This is a genomic window from Psychrobacter sp. JB193, from assembly GCF_002285555.1.
Taxonomy (GTDB): Bacteria; Pseudomonadota; Gammaproteobacteria; order Pseudomonadales; family Moraxellaceae; genus Psychrobacter; species Psychrobacter alimentarius.
In genome coordinates, this window is record NZ_NRGY01000001.1 from 525,537 (window position 1) to 539,888 (window position 14,352).

Sequence of the window (14,352 nt, forward strand, 5' to 3'; positions counted from 1 at the left end):
ACTATTCCTCATCATCAATCAACCACTGCGCCCAACAACGGCACCTGATAGGCTGTCTTGGCAACTGTCCGTTATCGCCTGAGTTGGCTTTGCGCGTATCCTGTGTCTTACCTGCTAAGTATTGATGCTTTGATCTAACACGACTATCGCCCTGAGTGCGCCATACATACTTGTATAAACCGCCCTGCTTGGCTCTAAACGCTGTCAACTCACTGGATAACTTCTCCATTTGGTCAGACGCTATCAAATCACCACGTTTGGCCTGTTTGCCTAATATCTCGTTAAGCTCTTTTTTAAGCTGTGTTTTGGTCGTACCATTGATTTGACCATTGATAACCGCTTGCTCAATCCGTGTACGTGTCTGCTCTGATAAGTCCGTGATTAGCGATACATTGCGTTTAACGATGTTGTTTATCAGGTCGTCGGTGTCAGTAACGCCTATCAATGCGCTTATATCAGCCTTAGTTGCCGATTTAACGCCTTGAACGAACGCCTTGTCTAAATACACCGACTCTTGCGCTATAAGCTGACTGACAGCCGTTTTAGCGCCCTCTGTGGCTTGAGCTAATGCAGTGAACACAGCGTAAGTGATAATAGCTGTCTCAATCGTGCTGTCCTCGTTAAGCGACTCAGCATAGACAGCAAGCAGGGTCTTGTTAATCTCACTCCCTGTCTCTTTGAGCATACGACGCAGTATTTTTTGATACGTCCGTTGACTGGTCAGGCGCTCAACCATTCTAGGCAACTTAATGTCTTTGGCTTTACCGATTAAATCAGACAGGTTGTAGTTCATCATCCTCACCATCTAAGCCAAAGTTATCATCAAGCTCACCATCACTTGATAATGTCGCATCACCAAGATTGGGCAGCACATCAAAGTTAACAAACTGGTTTGTAGCAGCTTCTCTAAGCTCACCTGCCTCATAAAGCCCACTATCGACCAGCGTTCTAATCGTGTTGGCTAATTTCTCGCCTGTTTCGGCAATCTCTTTAGACGTGGCTTGCGCGAGTGGCGCCCATAAGTAGCTAATATCATCAGGGCGTGAGCCTAAAGCTGACCGTATCAAGCATTCATCAAGTATCTTTAGTGCTGGCTGAATCTCAAGCGCCTGTATTGTCTTAATGTCGTCATAGTAGTTATTAAGCTCATTACTGCCAGTCGAGTTAAGACCGCGTGGCAATTGACCTAGAAACTTACTTGCTGGTATGCCCTGTGTGGCACCAACCAAGATTGCGAAACGCTCCATGATGTTATCAAGATTAGCGAATGACGCACTGTTACGGGTAAATGATTCCTCACTGTCAATCAGCAAGTCGCCATGTATGCCCTTTTGAGCCGCTGCTAACGATAACCGCTTGAGCAATTGCTGCTCGCTACGTGGGTCGCCCAGTTTATTCATCAAATCAGGCACGGCAACCACGTTAATATTTGCCTCAAATATCAGGCTTGCGACGTTATCATCGGTCGCATTACTGTTCTTGAGTGCTGAATATGACGCTTGGATAATACTATCGCCCCAGCCACGGCTTGAATCCATGACCGTCCATTCGTCAATATGCTGCTCACCAACCAAGATAACCAATCTGCTAGGGTGGATTTTAACTAGCGTGTTATCGGTCAATAGCTCATAGTATTTTGGCTTGCCGTAGTTGTCAGTCAATACATCGGTGTCAATCTCACCAGCCGCCAGTGACGTTTTGGGTAGAACGGTTAAATACTTAACCCCGTCTTTACCGATACGCTCAGGGATTAACGGCTCTGATAAATCCTTGTCACCTGTGCCAATAAAGATAGCAGCACCGCCTAAAACGCGAGCCAAGATATAACAGCGCAGTAACTTACCCTGTACGCCTAGCTTGGTCTCAGTCTTTTCAAGCTGCTGCGTCTGTTCAGGTGTGCCTTGCCATAACCGCCAATTACGCAATGCGTCTTTAGCTGGAATATCGACCAATCGCTTAGCCATCCAGCCTGTACGATAAGCATTTTGTATCTGCATATCACCAAGCACGGCACCGCTATACTGCACGGCTGCTAATTTGTCTCTGTTTGGGTCGCCCATGCTTGTAATAAGCGAGGTCAGACTGTCGTTTATCACTTGTGACATGGATTATCCTGTTATATGTTGTCGTAGCTGAATGCTTGCCTACCGATATTAATTAAATCAATAAGCGGGTCGATTTGGTCGTCATGGTCATGCGACATATCAGCACTAAACGCCTCAGCTTCATCGATAAAATCACCAACCCAGTGAGCGTTAAGCGGCAAATAAACAATGCCGTCCTCAATGTAGGGGTGTGCGTCCATAAATCTTGTGAGTTTGTCTGTATTGCGCTGTACTGCCTTAATAGATATGCGGCTAGTGGTCTTTAGCGCTTGGATTAGCCCAGTACCACTTGCTTTATCCTCAATCGCCACATAGCGTAGATTAGGCGTGTTTATGTCATCATTATGCTTTTTGATAAATGCGCTTGCCTTAACCATTAGCTCAGGCGCTTCCCATTTACCGCGCAGCACATCGACTATCACAAGATTGCCGCTGTAATCCTCACCTGCTGCCATAAAGACGCTGTAATCATTTACCTCTTTAGTCTTTTGCGCGGTATCGGCAAAGATTGCCAGCCATTTAAGTTTTGGCAGTACCGTATAGCGACCAAAGTACGAGGCTTTGATTAATCCACCGCCCAACTTGGTAGGCGCTTGCATGTATTGGCTGTGGAATGTGTAGCGGCTGACCTTTTGACCGTCCTTATCGCTACCGCCCATCTCAAGCTCTAGCAGTGATAGCAGTGACTCTTTAGCAGTCCAATAGCTTTGTCTACCCTTGTCGTCACGCTCAACATCCGTAGGCACCAGTTTTGCAATGCTAGGCGGTAACGTCTTGATAAACGCATCATCAATCAATGCCGGTATGTTGACGTGCCGCCACTTGCCGCCCATGTTCCCATCTAAGATAAATTGCGTGGGGTCATCGCTATGCAGTCGCTGCATAATCAGGATGATAGGCGTGTCGCTTTTCGCTTTACGGCTTTTGACCGTGTTTAATAATTTACGGTTAGCAGCGCGGCGCTTGGTATCACTAAAAGCGTCCTCAGGCTTTAATGGATCATCAAGTACAATCAAGCCGTTAAAGTCTTTTGACATGCGACCAGCGCGGCGACCAGTGACCTGACCGCCCATACTGGCAGCATAAATATGACCACCCTCAAAGCCTTCAATATCTGTCTTCCAACTGCCCTTGCTGTCCGTGTCGCTTGATATAGCCACAGGCCATAACTGCTGATATGGTTTTGACTTAACGATGGTACGAGCTGTTGACGATACGTCAGTGACCAAGCTGTCACTAAACGACAAGTACAAAAACCGTGAGCGCGGATTAAGCGCCAACCCTCTAGGGATGATATTCATCGCCATTTCAGTTTTAGAGCCACCAGGAGGCAAATTAAAGATGATATTCTCAGTCTCTTTGCCGTCCTTTGCTCTTTGTATTAATCGATCAATCTCATAAGCGATTAGATGGTGGTGCCAGTTGGTTAAAAACTTATCGCCCATGCGTTGCTTGAAAAAGTAGCGGACAAAGAATAGATGCTCATGCTCACAGCGATGCTTAATCACCGAAAGCTTATTAGCATCAATACTCATCATCCAAGTCCTTGCTGATTGCTTGAGCAGCATCAGGCGTTAAAGGTTGAGGCGGTGACATTGAGCCATCGCTTGATACATTGTCTACTTTTTGCTTATTGGTAAACACCTCGCCCATTTCTTTGGCCGCCTGTTCGAGTAGGCTCGCTACCAACGGCCTGTTCTTTTGTTTTTCCGCATCAACCGTCATTCGATTTAATACAGTCATGCGATAAGCTTTGTTAGCGATAGGTATGGCCTGCAAATCCTCTTGAAATGCCTTACGAGACTCATTAAACAAGTCAACCCATTCTTGGCCTACGTCTTTACCTGCCACCTTGGTTGGATCGTGCCTCGCTACTGTTTGACGTGTTATTGTTATATCAAATTCATCCAATACAGCCTCAGCTACTTGCGTAGGCGTCATGTATGTTGCAAGCCCTTGTACAATAAAGGCCTTAACCTCATTGGTCAGGGTTGACATAATTACTCTCTCGTATTTAAATAGTTAATCGTCAATCTTTAATTCAGGCTCTTGGTTCTGCAAGTCCGTCATCTTCATTACAGCCTCATCGCCACCATAGCGCCTCACCACTCCGTTAAATTCCTCAACATCATGTGAGACTAAATCAAGTCTTGGCTTCCCGTCCGATCTAAACGATGGGGCGCCATAGTTATCCAGCTTATGCACGATGTGGTATAACTCATGTTCGACCAATGCAGCAAAGTCACTATAACTACACTCTCTACAATACTGAGCATCTAATGTGATAAGCATATCGGGAACTTCACCGAGCATATCTTCAAACCACATGATCTGTCGTTCACGCTTCCATCCACCCGCCATGAACATAGGCTTTTCACACTGACCTATGACGCGCTTACCCGCTTTATCAAATCCGCTATGTGCCCACATGAAAGCAAGCTCATTAACTTGGTAATCAAATACGTGTTCATGATCTGCGTTATACCAAGCATGGTCAGGGTTAAATATCGTGTCGTGTAGCCATTCGTATATTTCGGGTGCTGCTACAAACATTGGCATATCTTCAGGAGGCATTGGACGTTTTATCATTGCTTGTCTCGCCTCCTGTATTGCATAAAAAAACCCACCGAAGTGGGAAAGGGTTGTTTTAGTCTATCGGTTATTAGTTGGCATGCAATGTTCTCGCAAAGCCTTTTCTTTAGCATTAACTATCATCTGCTTTTGAATATCATCCATGCTTTCGCCACGTATCGGATCGTGACTTACTTCAATATCTCTATTGCCTAGCCTCACTACGGCTTGGTATTGCAGACCTGTGAAATGCAGATTTATTACTTTCTCAATCATCACTCACCTCATACTTATCTAAGCTATCATCCATAGCCCAAGCATCATCTTCATCACTACAATCAATCTCACTATCGAGTATCAATCGCAATGACTCGCTTATGTTTACGTTGCACATAGCATATCCATCTTAGCTACTTGCTGCTTTGCGTCCTCGGCATCTTTACCGCCACGTTTGGCACGCTTGCTCATAAAGTCATACCAGTAGTCAGCGCCTTGCTGTCTTTTTTCTCTATGGCACTCTGACCAATTATTAAACACCTCAGCATTTGATAATTCGCACATAGCATCCCTGCCAAATTTCAGACATAAAAAAAGCCCCATCGGTTAGATGAGGCGTTTGGTTGATACTCAGTATTGGCGCACTTCGTATCACGGTATTAATCTATCAACAATCACAAGTGATAAGAAAATAGAATAACTTCCGTTCTTAGGCTTTATTGTATTGCTGCTTTACATAAAATGCGTAGCATAAATGAATACTACTACATAGCTCAATGAGCTGTCAAGACATTAATACGCCTTCGATAAATCCAGCACCACGTTCCATAATCGCCTTAACTTTTACGTCTGTTATCTTTCTGCCAAGTGCTTTAGTCAGCTCTCTTGAAATATGACTGAACGACTCATCGTATCGAAAGTGACTTCTTAGCACTGGGTACATCAGTACACAAATAAGCAAGTTATCATCCTCAAGCTCATTGTCTAGCATATGTCCCAATGCCACGTCTAATCGAGCTGAATAGCGTTTAAGTTTTGCCATAGCACCTTCTACCTGCAAGGCTTCTTCATCGCTTATGTGTTCAAATGCTTCGTATCTAGCATATCGTTTATAGTCGCTGTCGCAGACTGGCGCACAGTTGATAAGTGCTTGTGCTGGACTTGAGCAACCGCCAGTATTACCCATGTTACGAGTCCAAGCGCCCCAAGCTGCCAGTTTTACTTTTACATCACGGTCTATTACGTCGCTCATCAGTAGTCTCTCCCTTGCACCCAGTCAATGTCATTCGGTATCGTTAAAATCATGCCTAAGCCTGTAAAGTGGTCGTGCATCATGTTCAGGTACTTGTCGTGTTGTTTGATGGTCATAAGGCGTGTTACGTGCATATCCCACGGTATCGCCATAAATTCTAGTTTTTGCTCATACGTGTAAGGTGGAATCCTGTCCCTCACCTTTTCGTCGTACAGCTCAGCAAATGTTTCGTTCTCATTTCTTAGCAATGGCACACCAAAATGCAACTTGCAGTAAGCGCGGTATTCCTCCGCTGTCATGTCGCCTTGTTCTTCTGCCTCGTTAATCCAAAGACGTTGTAGCCTGTTCTGATCTGACGACCGCTTCTCAATGACGCCTTTTTCAATCGTGTTCGTGAACGGTAGTGGTTGATTTTGAATAAACGTGATTAACGTTTCTCTGTCGTCCTCATTCTTAACCCATCGCTTGATTTTCTTAGCCATCAGAAGTCCACCCCGTTCTGTTCTAATTTGCGTTCTTGCCATTTCAGCAATCGATTCGTTGCACTTAACTTCTTCTCGAACCACTCAAGCGACTCCTGGCGATTCATCCCCATTTCGTATCTATCCAATCGGCCATGGCACTCGCTGCACATCGGCAATGTATACTCATCACTCGCCTTAACCCCTTTGCCCTTGCCATGCACTCCAAAGTTTGAATGGGCTGCTTGGCTCCGCGGACTTGCCCCACACTCACAACAACAAAGCGCCCTGATTCGCTCAAGACGCTGTTTATCTTTATTCACCGTCAAACCACATTAGAAACATCAAGCAGCAAATAGCGTGTGCCAAGTGATGTAACCCTGTCTCGTCGTCTTTTAGGTCACCGTTAAACCAAGCATCGATATGTCTCATTGCTGCATCGTAGTAACGTGTGCGTGAGTTTTCGACCTTCTGCCAGTTGTTGTCAGCGTATTTCTTTGAGCCAAATTCAAGCACCTGCACAACCTGATTAACCGTACCGCTTGGCAGTAGCGAATAACGTAGTTTTGAGCTGTCGTCTTTGCGACCTTGTCCATCTGCAAACTTACCGCTTAGCTCTGCTCTGCACATTTGGCAATTATTGTTTTCATCCATGCACATAACCTCTAATTGATTGCCTGTGTAATCGTGCTTGCAGTGATTACAAATAGGGCTTTTTTCTTTATGACCAACAATTGGATAATCAATCTCACTCATAACCTACCCCTTAAACCGATATTCGTTAATAAAGTCGCTCAAGCTATGACTGACAATCTCACCATCACCCATAGCCGCCAAATCAATAACCGCCTGACCTTGCGTGTTAATCCAAATCTCCAATACTTCGCAAACCATGCCCTGCTTTTTGTGAGTCCATTGCGTGTCGATTTTGATTGGTCTTTTTAGTTTGATGTCGCTCATCAACCCTTCCCCTTGCTAATCCACTTATTGCTTTTCTTATCGTAATAAGCCCAATTTTCAGTGCCTTTCCAATATGAGCCGTCATTCCATGTGCTAGATATTCCAGAGTTTGGAACGCGATAGCAGTGCTTGATAAACGGCCAGTAATCCTTGTACGTCAAAGGCTTTATTACGTGCTTAAAAACCCTTCCATAAGATACCGCCACTTTTGATGCTTCTAAAAAGACGGCTATTAAAAGCGATATACTGCAAAGCCAAACCAACACAAAAATAAATCGCAAACTTGTCAGCACCTCAGCCCACGAAAATATGAAAAACTCAATCATCACCAAACCCTCTCTATTCGATTTAAACCCTACCAAGCTACATGTGCATCAAACTGACTTTTAGAGAGCCGTAACCTAGTAAATTATTGCGATTCTTGTGCTTTCTGCTTGTAATCAAGTCTCATGGTCACAAGTCCGACTAATGCCAACGCAAAACAGAATCCAGAAGCGAAAATAAAAGGAATGTAGGGCGATTTAGAAAACGCAAGCGAAAAATATGCAGTCAACAAAGCTGACACAACCAAAGTTTTAAACCCGACCAACTTCCATAGCTTCACTTTCATCACTCAATCCCCATGTTATTTAACTCGTACAACTCAACGTCTACTCGACCACCTTTGATAACCTCGCCACGCTTTACAATCATCTCGTCAATCTGTGAGTCGTCTTTGTAGACCTTTGAGTAAGTCAGCGCGTCAAACAGACCTTTGCCATAGTTATCAACATCGAAACTACGCTTTGTTGCACCATGCAGCGTTACCACTGCTTTGATACGTCCGTTATGGGTTCTAATCGAGCCGTGACGCTGTGCAATATCCGCTACCTTTGCAACCACGTCATTCCTAAACTTATTCGCTCTATCGGACAATCTGACGTGAACGTACTGCTTGCCCTTTGCTCGCTTGACTGACTTTGACCAGTAATGATTCACTGACGGTGGCATTGGTAGGTTTGCTTTGAAAAATGGCTCACTCATCGCTTGCCACCTTTTTTGGTCTTGCGGTTATTCCGAGGCTTGTGCGGTATATACTCTTGGCCTTTAAAGCTGTGCGGGTCATAATAATTACTACGTGTCTGCGCCTTCAACATAGAAAGCAATCGGCAACTACCTTTCATCTTGCTCATGGCTTAATCTCCCTAATCACTTGCTCAAAACTCTTTCTACTCATTGTTTCCTTCTTACCGTCGCTATACGTGATGACCACCGTATCGCTCTTAATCCATTCTTCTTTTTGCACCACTTTGTCGTTGTATCGGTTGGTTTTCATGCTAAGCCCTCACTACTGCGTACGAGTTAACCAAATCCACTTTCAAATCTTTGTCACCAGCTCTCAGCTCATCGACGAAATCATTGCCAAAACCAAAGATCACTTTTGACAAATCACCTTGACCGCCCTTGTCCTTAAAAACCATGCTCTGCAATCCGCGCTTGTGTCCGTCCATATCGAATATGTGTAGCGTGACTTGAAACTTGCGGTTGCGCTTTAATATCCGTTGTCGTCTTGATCTAATCCATTGGCCTGTAAAGTCTGCTCGGCTTGCTAATCGCTCTGGTACATCGTCATGTAGAAACAACTTCATGTACCCATCGAATACTGGTTTAAATGCTGTCTGGCTCATGCTGTTTCTCCGTATGCTGGAATGTCATTGAAGCTGTCGTGAAATGGCATGTGATTGCTAAAGCGCCCCATATGGCCTTCAAAAGCTAGTCGTTTAACGCCAGTGCTACCATTACGATTTTTGGCAACAATAATGTCAGCCATACCGTCCAAATCCTTGTCACCGTCTTTCTCTTTGTAGTAGTCCTCACGATAGATAAACGCTATTTGATCCGCGTCTTGCTCGATAGCGCCTGATCCACGTAAATCACTCATAACCGGTCGCTTATTCGGTCTTTTCTCAAGCGATCGGTTTAATTGAGCTAGTAAAAACAAAGGACACCCAAATTCACTGGCGATTGCTTTCAATGCGGTTGTAGTAGCGCCTATTTTGCTAACCGACTCCTCGTCATTTAAGCCGTCCATCAATTGCAGGTAATCAATACCCACTGATGCAATACTGCCGTGCTCTCTTCTGAGTCTGTTGAGGTGTGTTCTAACTTGAGATACGCTCAACCCTGTTTTTCTAACTACTTTTAAGCGCATGTCTTTCTGATTGGTTGCAAACTTTTGAAAGCTGACTTGTTGATCCTCTGTCATTCGACACTCAGTGATAGAATTTATAGGTATGCCAGTTTCAGCAGCCGTCAATCTATTCATCAAATCACTCTCTTCCATTTCAACACTAAAAAATACGGACACACCCTCTCTAAATTTAGCCAAATGAGCCTGTATATTCATTACTAGCAATGACTTACCCATGCTCGGCCTTGCGCCAATAACAACCAAATTACCTTTGCGTACTTTCATTAAAGCGTCCAACTCAGGGAATCCACACTCGATGTAGGTTTTTTCACCTGAATTGGCCAACGCCATTCTTTTGACCAAGTTGGTCATCATGTCGTCAACGCTATAAACCTCTTTCACATCCTCTTTTTGCTCAAGGCTTGATATTGCACTCACAATATCGTTATTAACATCGTCCGTACCTGCGTTATTCTCTAGCTTCTCAATACCCTGCTTAAGTATTTGCAACGTACTTCTACGCATTGCGTTAGCACGTATCAATTCAGCATGTGAGATAAGCGACTTAACCATTGCTATTGGCGCAACTGATACCTCAGCCAACTGTTTGTTTAAATACTTATCATCCGCAAGCTTGTTGTTGCTTGACAGCACATCAGCAACCATCACTACGTCATGTGGTTGATTGTTCTCTGCAAGCTCAACAATGGCGCTGTATATTTTTTGGTGAGCGACCGACTCAAAATCACTAGCTGTAATTAGATTGCTTATCAAGTCATACTGATCGTTGTTATCCAGTAGCGTCGATAAGACTGAGCGTTCTGCTTGTAGGTGGTTATCAGTAATCATTTCTTGTCACCTGCTAATATCGCTCTGATATTCGCTATCCATTCATCACTGGTTAGCTCGTCAATTGCCGCTGGTGCGTTAGAATCTGCAATCTGTAGCACTTGTGGGTTTTTAAACTCTATGCCGCGTGAGTGCTCTGTGCAGACCTCTGCGTAGTGCTTTTGCCATATCGGATAGGTTATGTATTCATATCCATGTCTCATTTGGCTAAAACCAACACGTCTTGCTGTCTCATAAGCGATAGGACAATCTGTGCGCTGATTAGCGGCATCTAAATACGCTTGGCGCATATCAGGATAATTCGCTAATGAACTAAGTCTTGCTAAAGCCAAAAAGTCGGCTGGTGCCGTTGGCGGCCATTGCAAACTTAGTGATTTTCTTTTCGCTAATGTAAACTCATGAGGGGTTATCTGTAGATCGTTTAGTGCAATGTGCCAGACGGTGATCGTGTCAATCTCCCAATCCTCATCTTTCATCTTCGACCTAAATAATTTTTTCCATCCCTTGAACAAGCTAGCTATATTCACCTTGGTTAACTGTTCGCATTCTGAGTTCGTTCTCTGCTGCGAGCTGTGCGTCAATTCTGTTTGCGTAGCAGTCTGCTTGTGGTTGTTTGGTTGCATGTCTATTCACCTGATTATTTGATTGTTGTTTGCGGCTTCTTTCAAACACCCCTGGATAATTATTTGCAATTGAATAATCCAAAGAGTCGTTTGCGTCAAAACCGTTTGCGTCAAACTTGACTAAAGCGTTGATCGTTCTTTTACTAGATATTGCTGTGAGTGGTTTTTTAATCTCCTTTCTCATTGCTACAAAATCATTCCAATTTTCTTGTTCGATAAAACTAGGTATTGGATAACTGAGAGCGTCGAATTTATCTTTAGATTTTTTCGGTTTCTCTTCTTGTGTAATATTCTTGTGTAAAGGTTCTTGTGTAGTAGTTCTTGTGTGGTGGTCAGATTGACCATGCTTGTCGGACAAATTGACCACCCTTTCGGTCAAAATGACCGGACTTGTGGTCAAATTGACCATGCTTGTATCTTCTAAGGGTGGTCTTTTTGACCATGCTTCATCGCCTACTAACTCTCTGATCTTCTCGATATTTAGTGTAAATTCGTGCATGTTATTGAAACTTGGTGCCATGCTAATCACGCCTAATTCAGCTAGTTTTTCTACTGATCTGCGTATCGTTTTTTCACCTAAACCAGTTCCATATCGCTTATCATTGATAAATTGTGAGTAGGCAATCGTGTCTGCATTGCGGCCCCAACCACCAGTTTTGCACCAGATGAATTGAAGGCAAGCGTAGGTATTGCCGTTTTTTAACACTCTTTGCATCTGCAATATAAGGTTTGGCACCTGCACAAAATCACTCATAAGAAGCCCTTGCCTTTCATCATCTGTCATGTAATAATCTCCTTGTTGATGAGTTCACCTGATTAACACTGGCCCATTATTTGCGTAATGGGTTTTTTAATGCCTGCTACAAATCCAGCCTTTCTGTACGTTAGAACCTCTGTACTCAGCCGAGTAACCCAATCGAACCAATACATTTCTCAAAACCTCTTTGTTAAGCAGATGATCCACTCTGTCTTTAGGTAAAAACCCTTCATCATTCGTGCCTTCGATAACTGCTTGCTCTGCCTTGAGTCTTGCGCCTGATTTAATCGTTCTGCCTATCATGATTTGCTCCTTGACCATTTCTTTGTCTGTCTGATCACAATCTGCTTCGTCTTTTTGCTGTAGTGATTTGAGTTGCAATAAAGACCTGTGTTGTCTGCTGCTGTGAGCTGCTTTAAACCATGACGTTTAATGTGCTGCTCGATTTCTGATTGACTGGTTGCCATGATCTACCCCTTCATAATTTGATATAAAAAAGCCAATACGATTAAAACCAGTGCGCCAGTACCAACAAAAAAGACATGGCTCCAAAACTTGTCGTTAGCATCTTGCTTGCGTTCTTGCTCAGCTTTGTTTGCCAACTTCACTTGATACCGCTGCTCGTCAATACGGTCTTGTGCGGCCATAATTACTAGCGCCATATTTGCATCATGCTCGCTTCTCATTGGCTGCCTCCTTAACTGGTAATTCGTAAGTTTTGCCACCTGAAAAGGTGATTTTTTCGCGTTGCTCTTGCATCTTGGCCGCGTGGTTTAGTTCGCGTTCCCATGCTTGGATATCCAATACATTCATCGTCTTGCTTCCTTGCGGTCTGATAAGTTGGTGACAGCATTTGCCGTCGGTTTGGTTTGGGCAGTCTTGGCAGGTCATTAATTACATCCTTGTAAGTGCGGATTGTCTTTAGCGTGTTTGCGCTTGACGTGGTTTTTCAGCGATTGAAGTGAGGACATAGCCCTTTGTATTTTCGGAAGTAGGCTGTCAAGCTCGTTGCAACTTATGCGACCATCTTCTAGCGCCTTGTGCATTTCGGTCATCACGTCACCTTGGCAAGCAGAAGCTGATAGCGCGGTCATGATTAGCTCATCTTTGGTTGATTCGCTGCTTACTTCGCAGTACACACCACCAAGACGTTGAGCCATTGCCTGAATAATTGAATGATCGCCTGTGAATTCCATGATGGTTAGCGCCTCATCTAGTCTCAGATGATGGCTATCCATATTTGGATTAACCTTATTGTTTAATACAGTGGGAGACATGCCCATACGTGCCGCAATAGCTGTTGAGCCGCCATGCTTAGGGTTATGTACCGTCTTGTGAGCTGCGTCTATTACGTTCATCGTGTTACACCTGTATTTAAAAACGTTTTGTTTAAGCCTGTATTTCTGTATCTTTCGTTACAGGGGTTAGGCTGGTTCCAATTCATCGCTAATAAAAAAATCACAAAGGCCGTGATAAGTCAGTTCGCCATTGCTGGCATCAGCCAATCTTTTTAGTGCAGCTAACGGTGGTACTTTGCGACGATGGATTAAGTGGGTATTTACATAAGCGACTTTAAAACCGCTATTAGTAGCAAACACCTCACGATCGGACTGGCTTAGGTTTGACCAATAGTCATATAAATCGCTCATCTGATACCTCGGTATTAATAATATAAATAAATAATACCTCGTAGGTATAAATAAGTCAACATAAATAATACCTGTCAGGTGATTTTACCTCTGAGGTATAAAAGGGCATAATTGCCGTAAAAAATAAGGGGTGCAGTTATGAGCAAGGTATTTTCAGGTATTGAGGTAATCAGGCGCGAAAACACTAAAAGGCTGATGGATGCCAGCGGATTAACTCGTAGACAGTTTGCTGATCAGTCGGATATCAACTATTCACTTTTAGGTCATTACATTGGTAAAAATCCAAGCAAAGCCATTGGCGATGAGATCGCGCAAAAAATAGAGGTGTTTTTTGATAAGCCTTCTAATTGGCTTGACCATGAGCATGGCGACAATGAAGATTTGTTGTCTAATATAAAGAATAGCAATACAGTTCAAGTATCAGACGATACCGAAGGAATGATTGAGATACCTTTGTATGGTGTATATTTCTGCTGTGGTGACGGTGATACTAGTTGCGAGTTTCAAGAGATCAAAGGCACACGAAAATTCCCACCTTCTTTTTTCAGAAAGAAGAATATACAGCCTGAAAATTTTAAGCTGGTGTGTGCATCCAATGGTAGTATGGCTCCATATATCAATGACGAAGATGAGGTTGGTATTGATTTGGGATCAACTGAGATACATGACGGTAAGGTGTATGCCATATTGTTAGATGGGGACAGAATGTTTAAGCAGGTATTTAGAGAGGCTGGTGGTGCGTTAAGGCTGCATAGTTTTAATACTGACTATCCTGATCGAATTGTGACCGCTAGAAATCATAGCAGCTTGATTATTGTTGGCGAACAGGTTTACAGGGCGGGATGATTATGTCAGGAAATGATAATTGGGCTTACATATGGATATGCCACTTTTTGAAGTTTGCTAAACCAGTAGATGAATTGCCTTTTGGGTGGTGCGTCTATAGTGAGGCGCTGGA

General features: G+C 43.7%; 27 protein-coding genes. 1 reads left to right on the top strand and 26 read right to left on the bottom strand.

Features of this window, described 5'->3' with window-relative positions; genetic code table 11:
* Nucleotide 1: 1 nt before the first annotated feature.
* The 26 genes from CIK80_RS02175 to CIK80_RS02290 all read right to left on the bottom strand — a co-directional run bounded on the left by CIK80_RS02175 (nt 2) and on the right by CIK80_RS02290 (nt 13,394).
* Complete coding sequence (locus tag CIK80_RS02175) at nt 2-796, bottom strand: minor capsid protein (RefSeq protein ID WP_179288303.1); 795 nt, start codon at nt 794-796, stop codon at nt 2-4.
* Nucleotides 774-2,105, bottom strand: coding sequence for a DUF1073 domain-containing protein (locus CIK80_RS02180; RefSeq protein WP_095568686.1), 1,332 nt, complete (start codon nt 2,103-2,105; stop codon nt 774-776). The genes CIK80_RS02175 and CIK80_RS02180 overlap by 23 nt, the downstream gene beginning before the upstream one ends.
* A gap of 11 nt (nt 2,106-2,116) precedes the next feature.
* Nucleotides 2,117-3,640: a phage terminase large subunit gene (gene terL, locus CIK80_RS02185; protein ID WP_257011666.1), complete on the bottom strand. Its 1,524-nt coding sequence runs from the start codon at nt 3,638-3,640 to the stop codon at nt 2,117-2,119.
* Entirely contained in the window at nt 3,630-4,103 is a 474-nt protein-coding gene (locus CIK80_RS02190; RefSeq protein WP_095568687.1) for a DUF2280 domain-containing protein, read from the bottom strand. Before CIK80_RS02190 ends, terL begins: the two co-directional genes overlap by 11 nt.
* Before the next feature lie 24 nt (nt 4,104-4,127).
* A complete protein-coding gene (locus CIK80_RS02195; protein WP_095568688.1) occupies nt 4,128-4,694 on the bottom strand; it encodes a putative metallopeptidase in 567 nt (188 codons plus the stop codon).
* A 63-nt stretch (nt 4,695-4,757) separates the two neighbouring features.
* Nucleotides 4,758-4,952, bottom strand: a complete 195-nt coding sequence (locus CIK80_RS02200) for a hypothetical protein (protein ID WP_095568689.1) — start codon at nt 4,950-4,952, stop codon at nt 4,758-4,760.
* Entirely contained in the window at nt 4,945-5,070 is a 126-nt protein-coding gene (locus CIK80_RS15465; protein ID WP_257011667.1) for a hypothetical protein, read from the bottom strand. Before CIK80_RS15465 ends, CIK80_RS02200 begins: the two co-directional genes overlap by 8 nt.
* Complete coding sequence (locus CIK80_RS02205; protein ID WP_095568690.1) at nt 5,058-5,237, bottom strand: hypothetical protein; 180 nt, start codon at nt 5,235-5,237, stop codon at nt 5,058-5,060. The genes CIK80_RS15465 and CIK80_RS02205 overlap by 13 nt, the downstream gene beginning before the upstream one ends.
* A gap of 220 nt (nt 5,238-5,457) precedes the next feature.
* The gene (locus tag CIK80_RS02210) at nt 5,458-5,925 is read right to left on the bottom strand and encodes a hypothetical protein (protein WP_095568691.1); all 468 of its coding nucleotides are present in this window, start codon (nt 5,923-5,925) and stop codon (nt 5,458-5,460) included.
* Nucleotides 5,925-6,491, bottom strand: a complete 567-nt coding sequence (locus CIK80_RS02215) for a hypothetical protein (protein ID WP_218830301.1) — start codon at nt 6,489-6,491, stop codon at nt 5,925-5,927. Before CIK80_RS02215 ends, CIK80_RS02210 begins: the two co-directional genes overlap by 1 nt.
* Nucleotides 6,492-6,701: 210 nt before the next feature.
* Nucleotides 6,702-7,142, bottom strand: a complete 441-nt coding sequence (locus CIK80_RS02225; RefSeq protein WP_095568694.1) for a dATP/dGTP diphosphohydrolase domain-containing protein — start codon at nt 7,140-7,142, stop codon at nt 6,702-6,704.
* 3 nt (nt 7,143-7,145) lie between these two features.
* Entirely contained in the window at nt 7,146-7,346 is a 201-nt protein-coding gene (locus tag CIK80_RS02230; RefSeq protein WP_095568695.1) for a hypothetical protein, read from the bottom strand.
* Nucleotides 7,347-7,755: 409 nt separating this feature from the next.
* Nucleotides 7,756-7,956, bottom strand: coding sequence for a hypothetical protein (locus tag CIK80_RS02240; RefSeq protein WP_095568697.1), 201 nt, complete (start codon nt 7,954-7,956; stop codon nt 7,756-7,758).
* Complete coding sequence (locus tag CIK80_RS02245; protein WP_095568698.1) at nt 7,956-8,369, bottom strand: RusA family crossover junction endodeoxyribonuclease; 414 nt, start codon at nt 8,367-8,369, stop codon at nt 7,956-7,958. Before CIK80_RS02245 ends, CIK80_RS02240 begins: the two co-directional genes overlap by 1 nt.
* Nucleotides 8,366-8,518, bottom strand: coding sequence for a hypothetical protein (locus CIK80_RS15285; protein ID WP_179288304.1), 153 nt, complete (start codon nt 8,516-8,518; stop codon nt 8,366-8,368). Before CIK80_RS15285 ends, CIK80_RS02245 begins: the two co-directional genes overlap by 4 nt.
* A complete protein-coding gene (locus CIK80_RS15290) occupies nt 8,515-8,661 on the bottom strand; it encodes a hypothetical protein (RefSeq protein WP_179288305.1) in 147 nt (48 codons plus the stop codon). Before CIK80_RS15290 ends, CIK80_RS15285 begins: the two co-directional genes overlap by 4 nt.
* Nucleotide 8,662: 1 nt before the next feature.
* Complete coding sequence (locus CIK80_RS02250; RefSeq protein WP_095568699.1) at nt 8,663-9,013, bottom strand: hypothetical protein; 351 nt, start codon at nt 9,011-9,013, stop codon at nt 8,663-8,665.
* Nucleotides 9,010-10,365 carry a DnaB-like helicase C-terminal domain-containing protein gene (locus tag CIK80_RS02255; protein ID WP_095568700.1) on the bottom strand — a complete coding sequence of 452 codons (1,356 nt, stop codon included), beginning with the start codon at nt 10,363-10,365 and terminating at the stop codon, nt 9,010-9,012. Before CIK80_RS02255 ends, CIK80_RS02250 begins: the two co-directional genes overlap by 4 nt.
* A complete protein-coding gene (locus tag CIK80_RS02260) occupies nt 10,362-10,841 on the bottom strand; it encodes a hypothetical protein (RefSeq protein WP_095568701.1) in 480 nt (159 codons plus the stop codon). The genes CIK80_RS02255 and CIK80_RS02260 overlap by 4 nt, the downstream gene beginning before the upstream one ends.
* 37 nt (nt 10,842-10,878) lie before the next feature.
* Entirely contained in the window at nt 10,879-11,772 is an 894-nt protein-coding gene (locus CIK80_RS02265; RefSeq protein ID WP_095568702.1) for a hypothetical protein, read from the bottom strand.
* Between the two features lie 66 nt (nt 11,773-11,838).
* Nucleotides 11,839-12,048: a hypothetical protein gene (locus CIK80_RS02270; RefSeq protein ID WP_095568703.1), complete on the bottom strand. Its 210-nt coding sequence runs from the start codon at nt 12,046-12,048 to the stop codon at nt 11,839-11,841.
* The gene (locus tag CIK80_RS15295) at nt 12,045-12,212 is read right to left on the bottom strand and encodes a hypothetical protein (RefSeq protein ID WP_179288306.1); all 168 of its coding nucleotides are present in this window, start codon (nt 12,210-12,212) and stop codon (nt 12,045-12,047) included. Before CIK80_RS15295 ends, CIK80_RS02270 begins: the two co-directional genes overlap by 4 nt.
* Before the next feature lie 3 nt (nt 12,213-12,215).
* Complete coding sequence (locus CIK80_RS02275) at nt 12,216-12,431, bottom strand: hypothetical protein (protein WP_095568704.1); 216 nt, start codon at nt 12,429-12,431, stop codon at nt 12,216-12,218.
* Complete coding sequence (locus tag CIK80_RS02280; RefSeq protein ID WP_095568705.1) at nt 12,415-12,636, bottom strand: hypothetical protein; 222 nt, start codon at nt 12,634-12,636, stop codon at nt 12,415-12,417. The genes CIK80_RS02275 and CIK80_RS02280 overlap by 17 nt, the downstream gene beginning before the upstream one ends.
* Entirely contained in the window at nt 12,636-13,103 is a 468-nt protein-coding gene (locus CIK80_RS02285) for a phage regulatory CII family protein (RefSeq protein WP_095568706.1), read from the bottom strand. Before CIK80_RS02285 ends, CIK80_RS02280 begins: the two co-directional genes overlap by 1 nt.
* A gap of 66 nt (nt 13,104-13,169) precedes the next feature.
* The gene (locus CIK80_RS02290) at nt 13,170-13,394 is read right to left on the bottom strand and encodes a hypothetical protein (protein WP_095568707.1); all 225 of its coding nucleotides are present in this window, start codon (nt 13,392-13,394) and stop codon (nt 13,170-13,172) included.
* Nucleotides 13,395-13,532: 138 nt separating this feature from the next.
* Between CIK80_RS02290 and CIK80_RS02295 the strand changes: the two genes are divergently transcribed.
* Nucleotides 13,533-14,240 carry a LexA family transcriptional regulator gene (locus CIK80_RS02295; RefSeq protein ID WP_095568708.1) on the top strand — a complete coding sequence of 236 codons (708 nt, stop codon included), beginning with the start codon at nt 13,533-13,535 and terminating at the stop codon, nt 14,238-14,240.
* Nucleotides 14,241-14,352 lie beyond the last annotated feature (112 nt).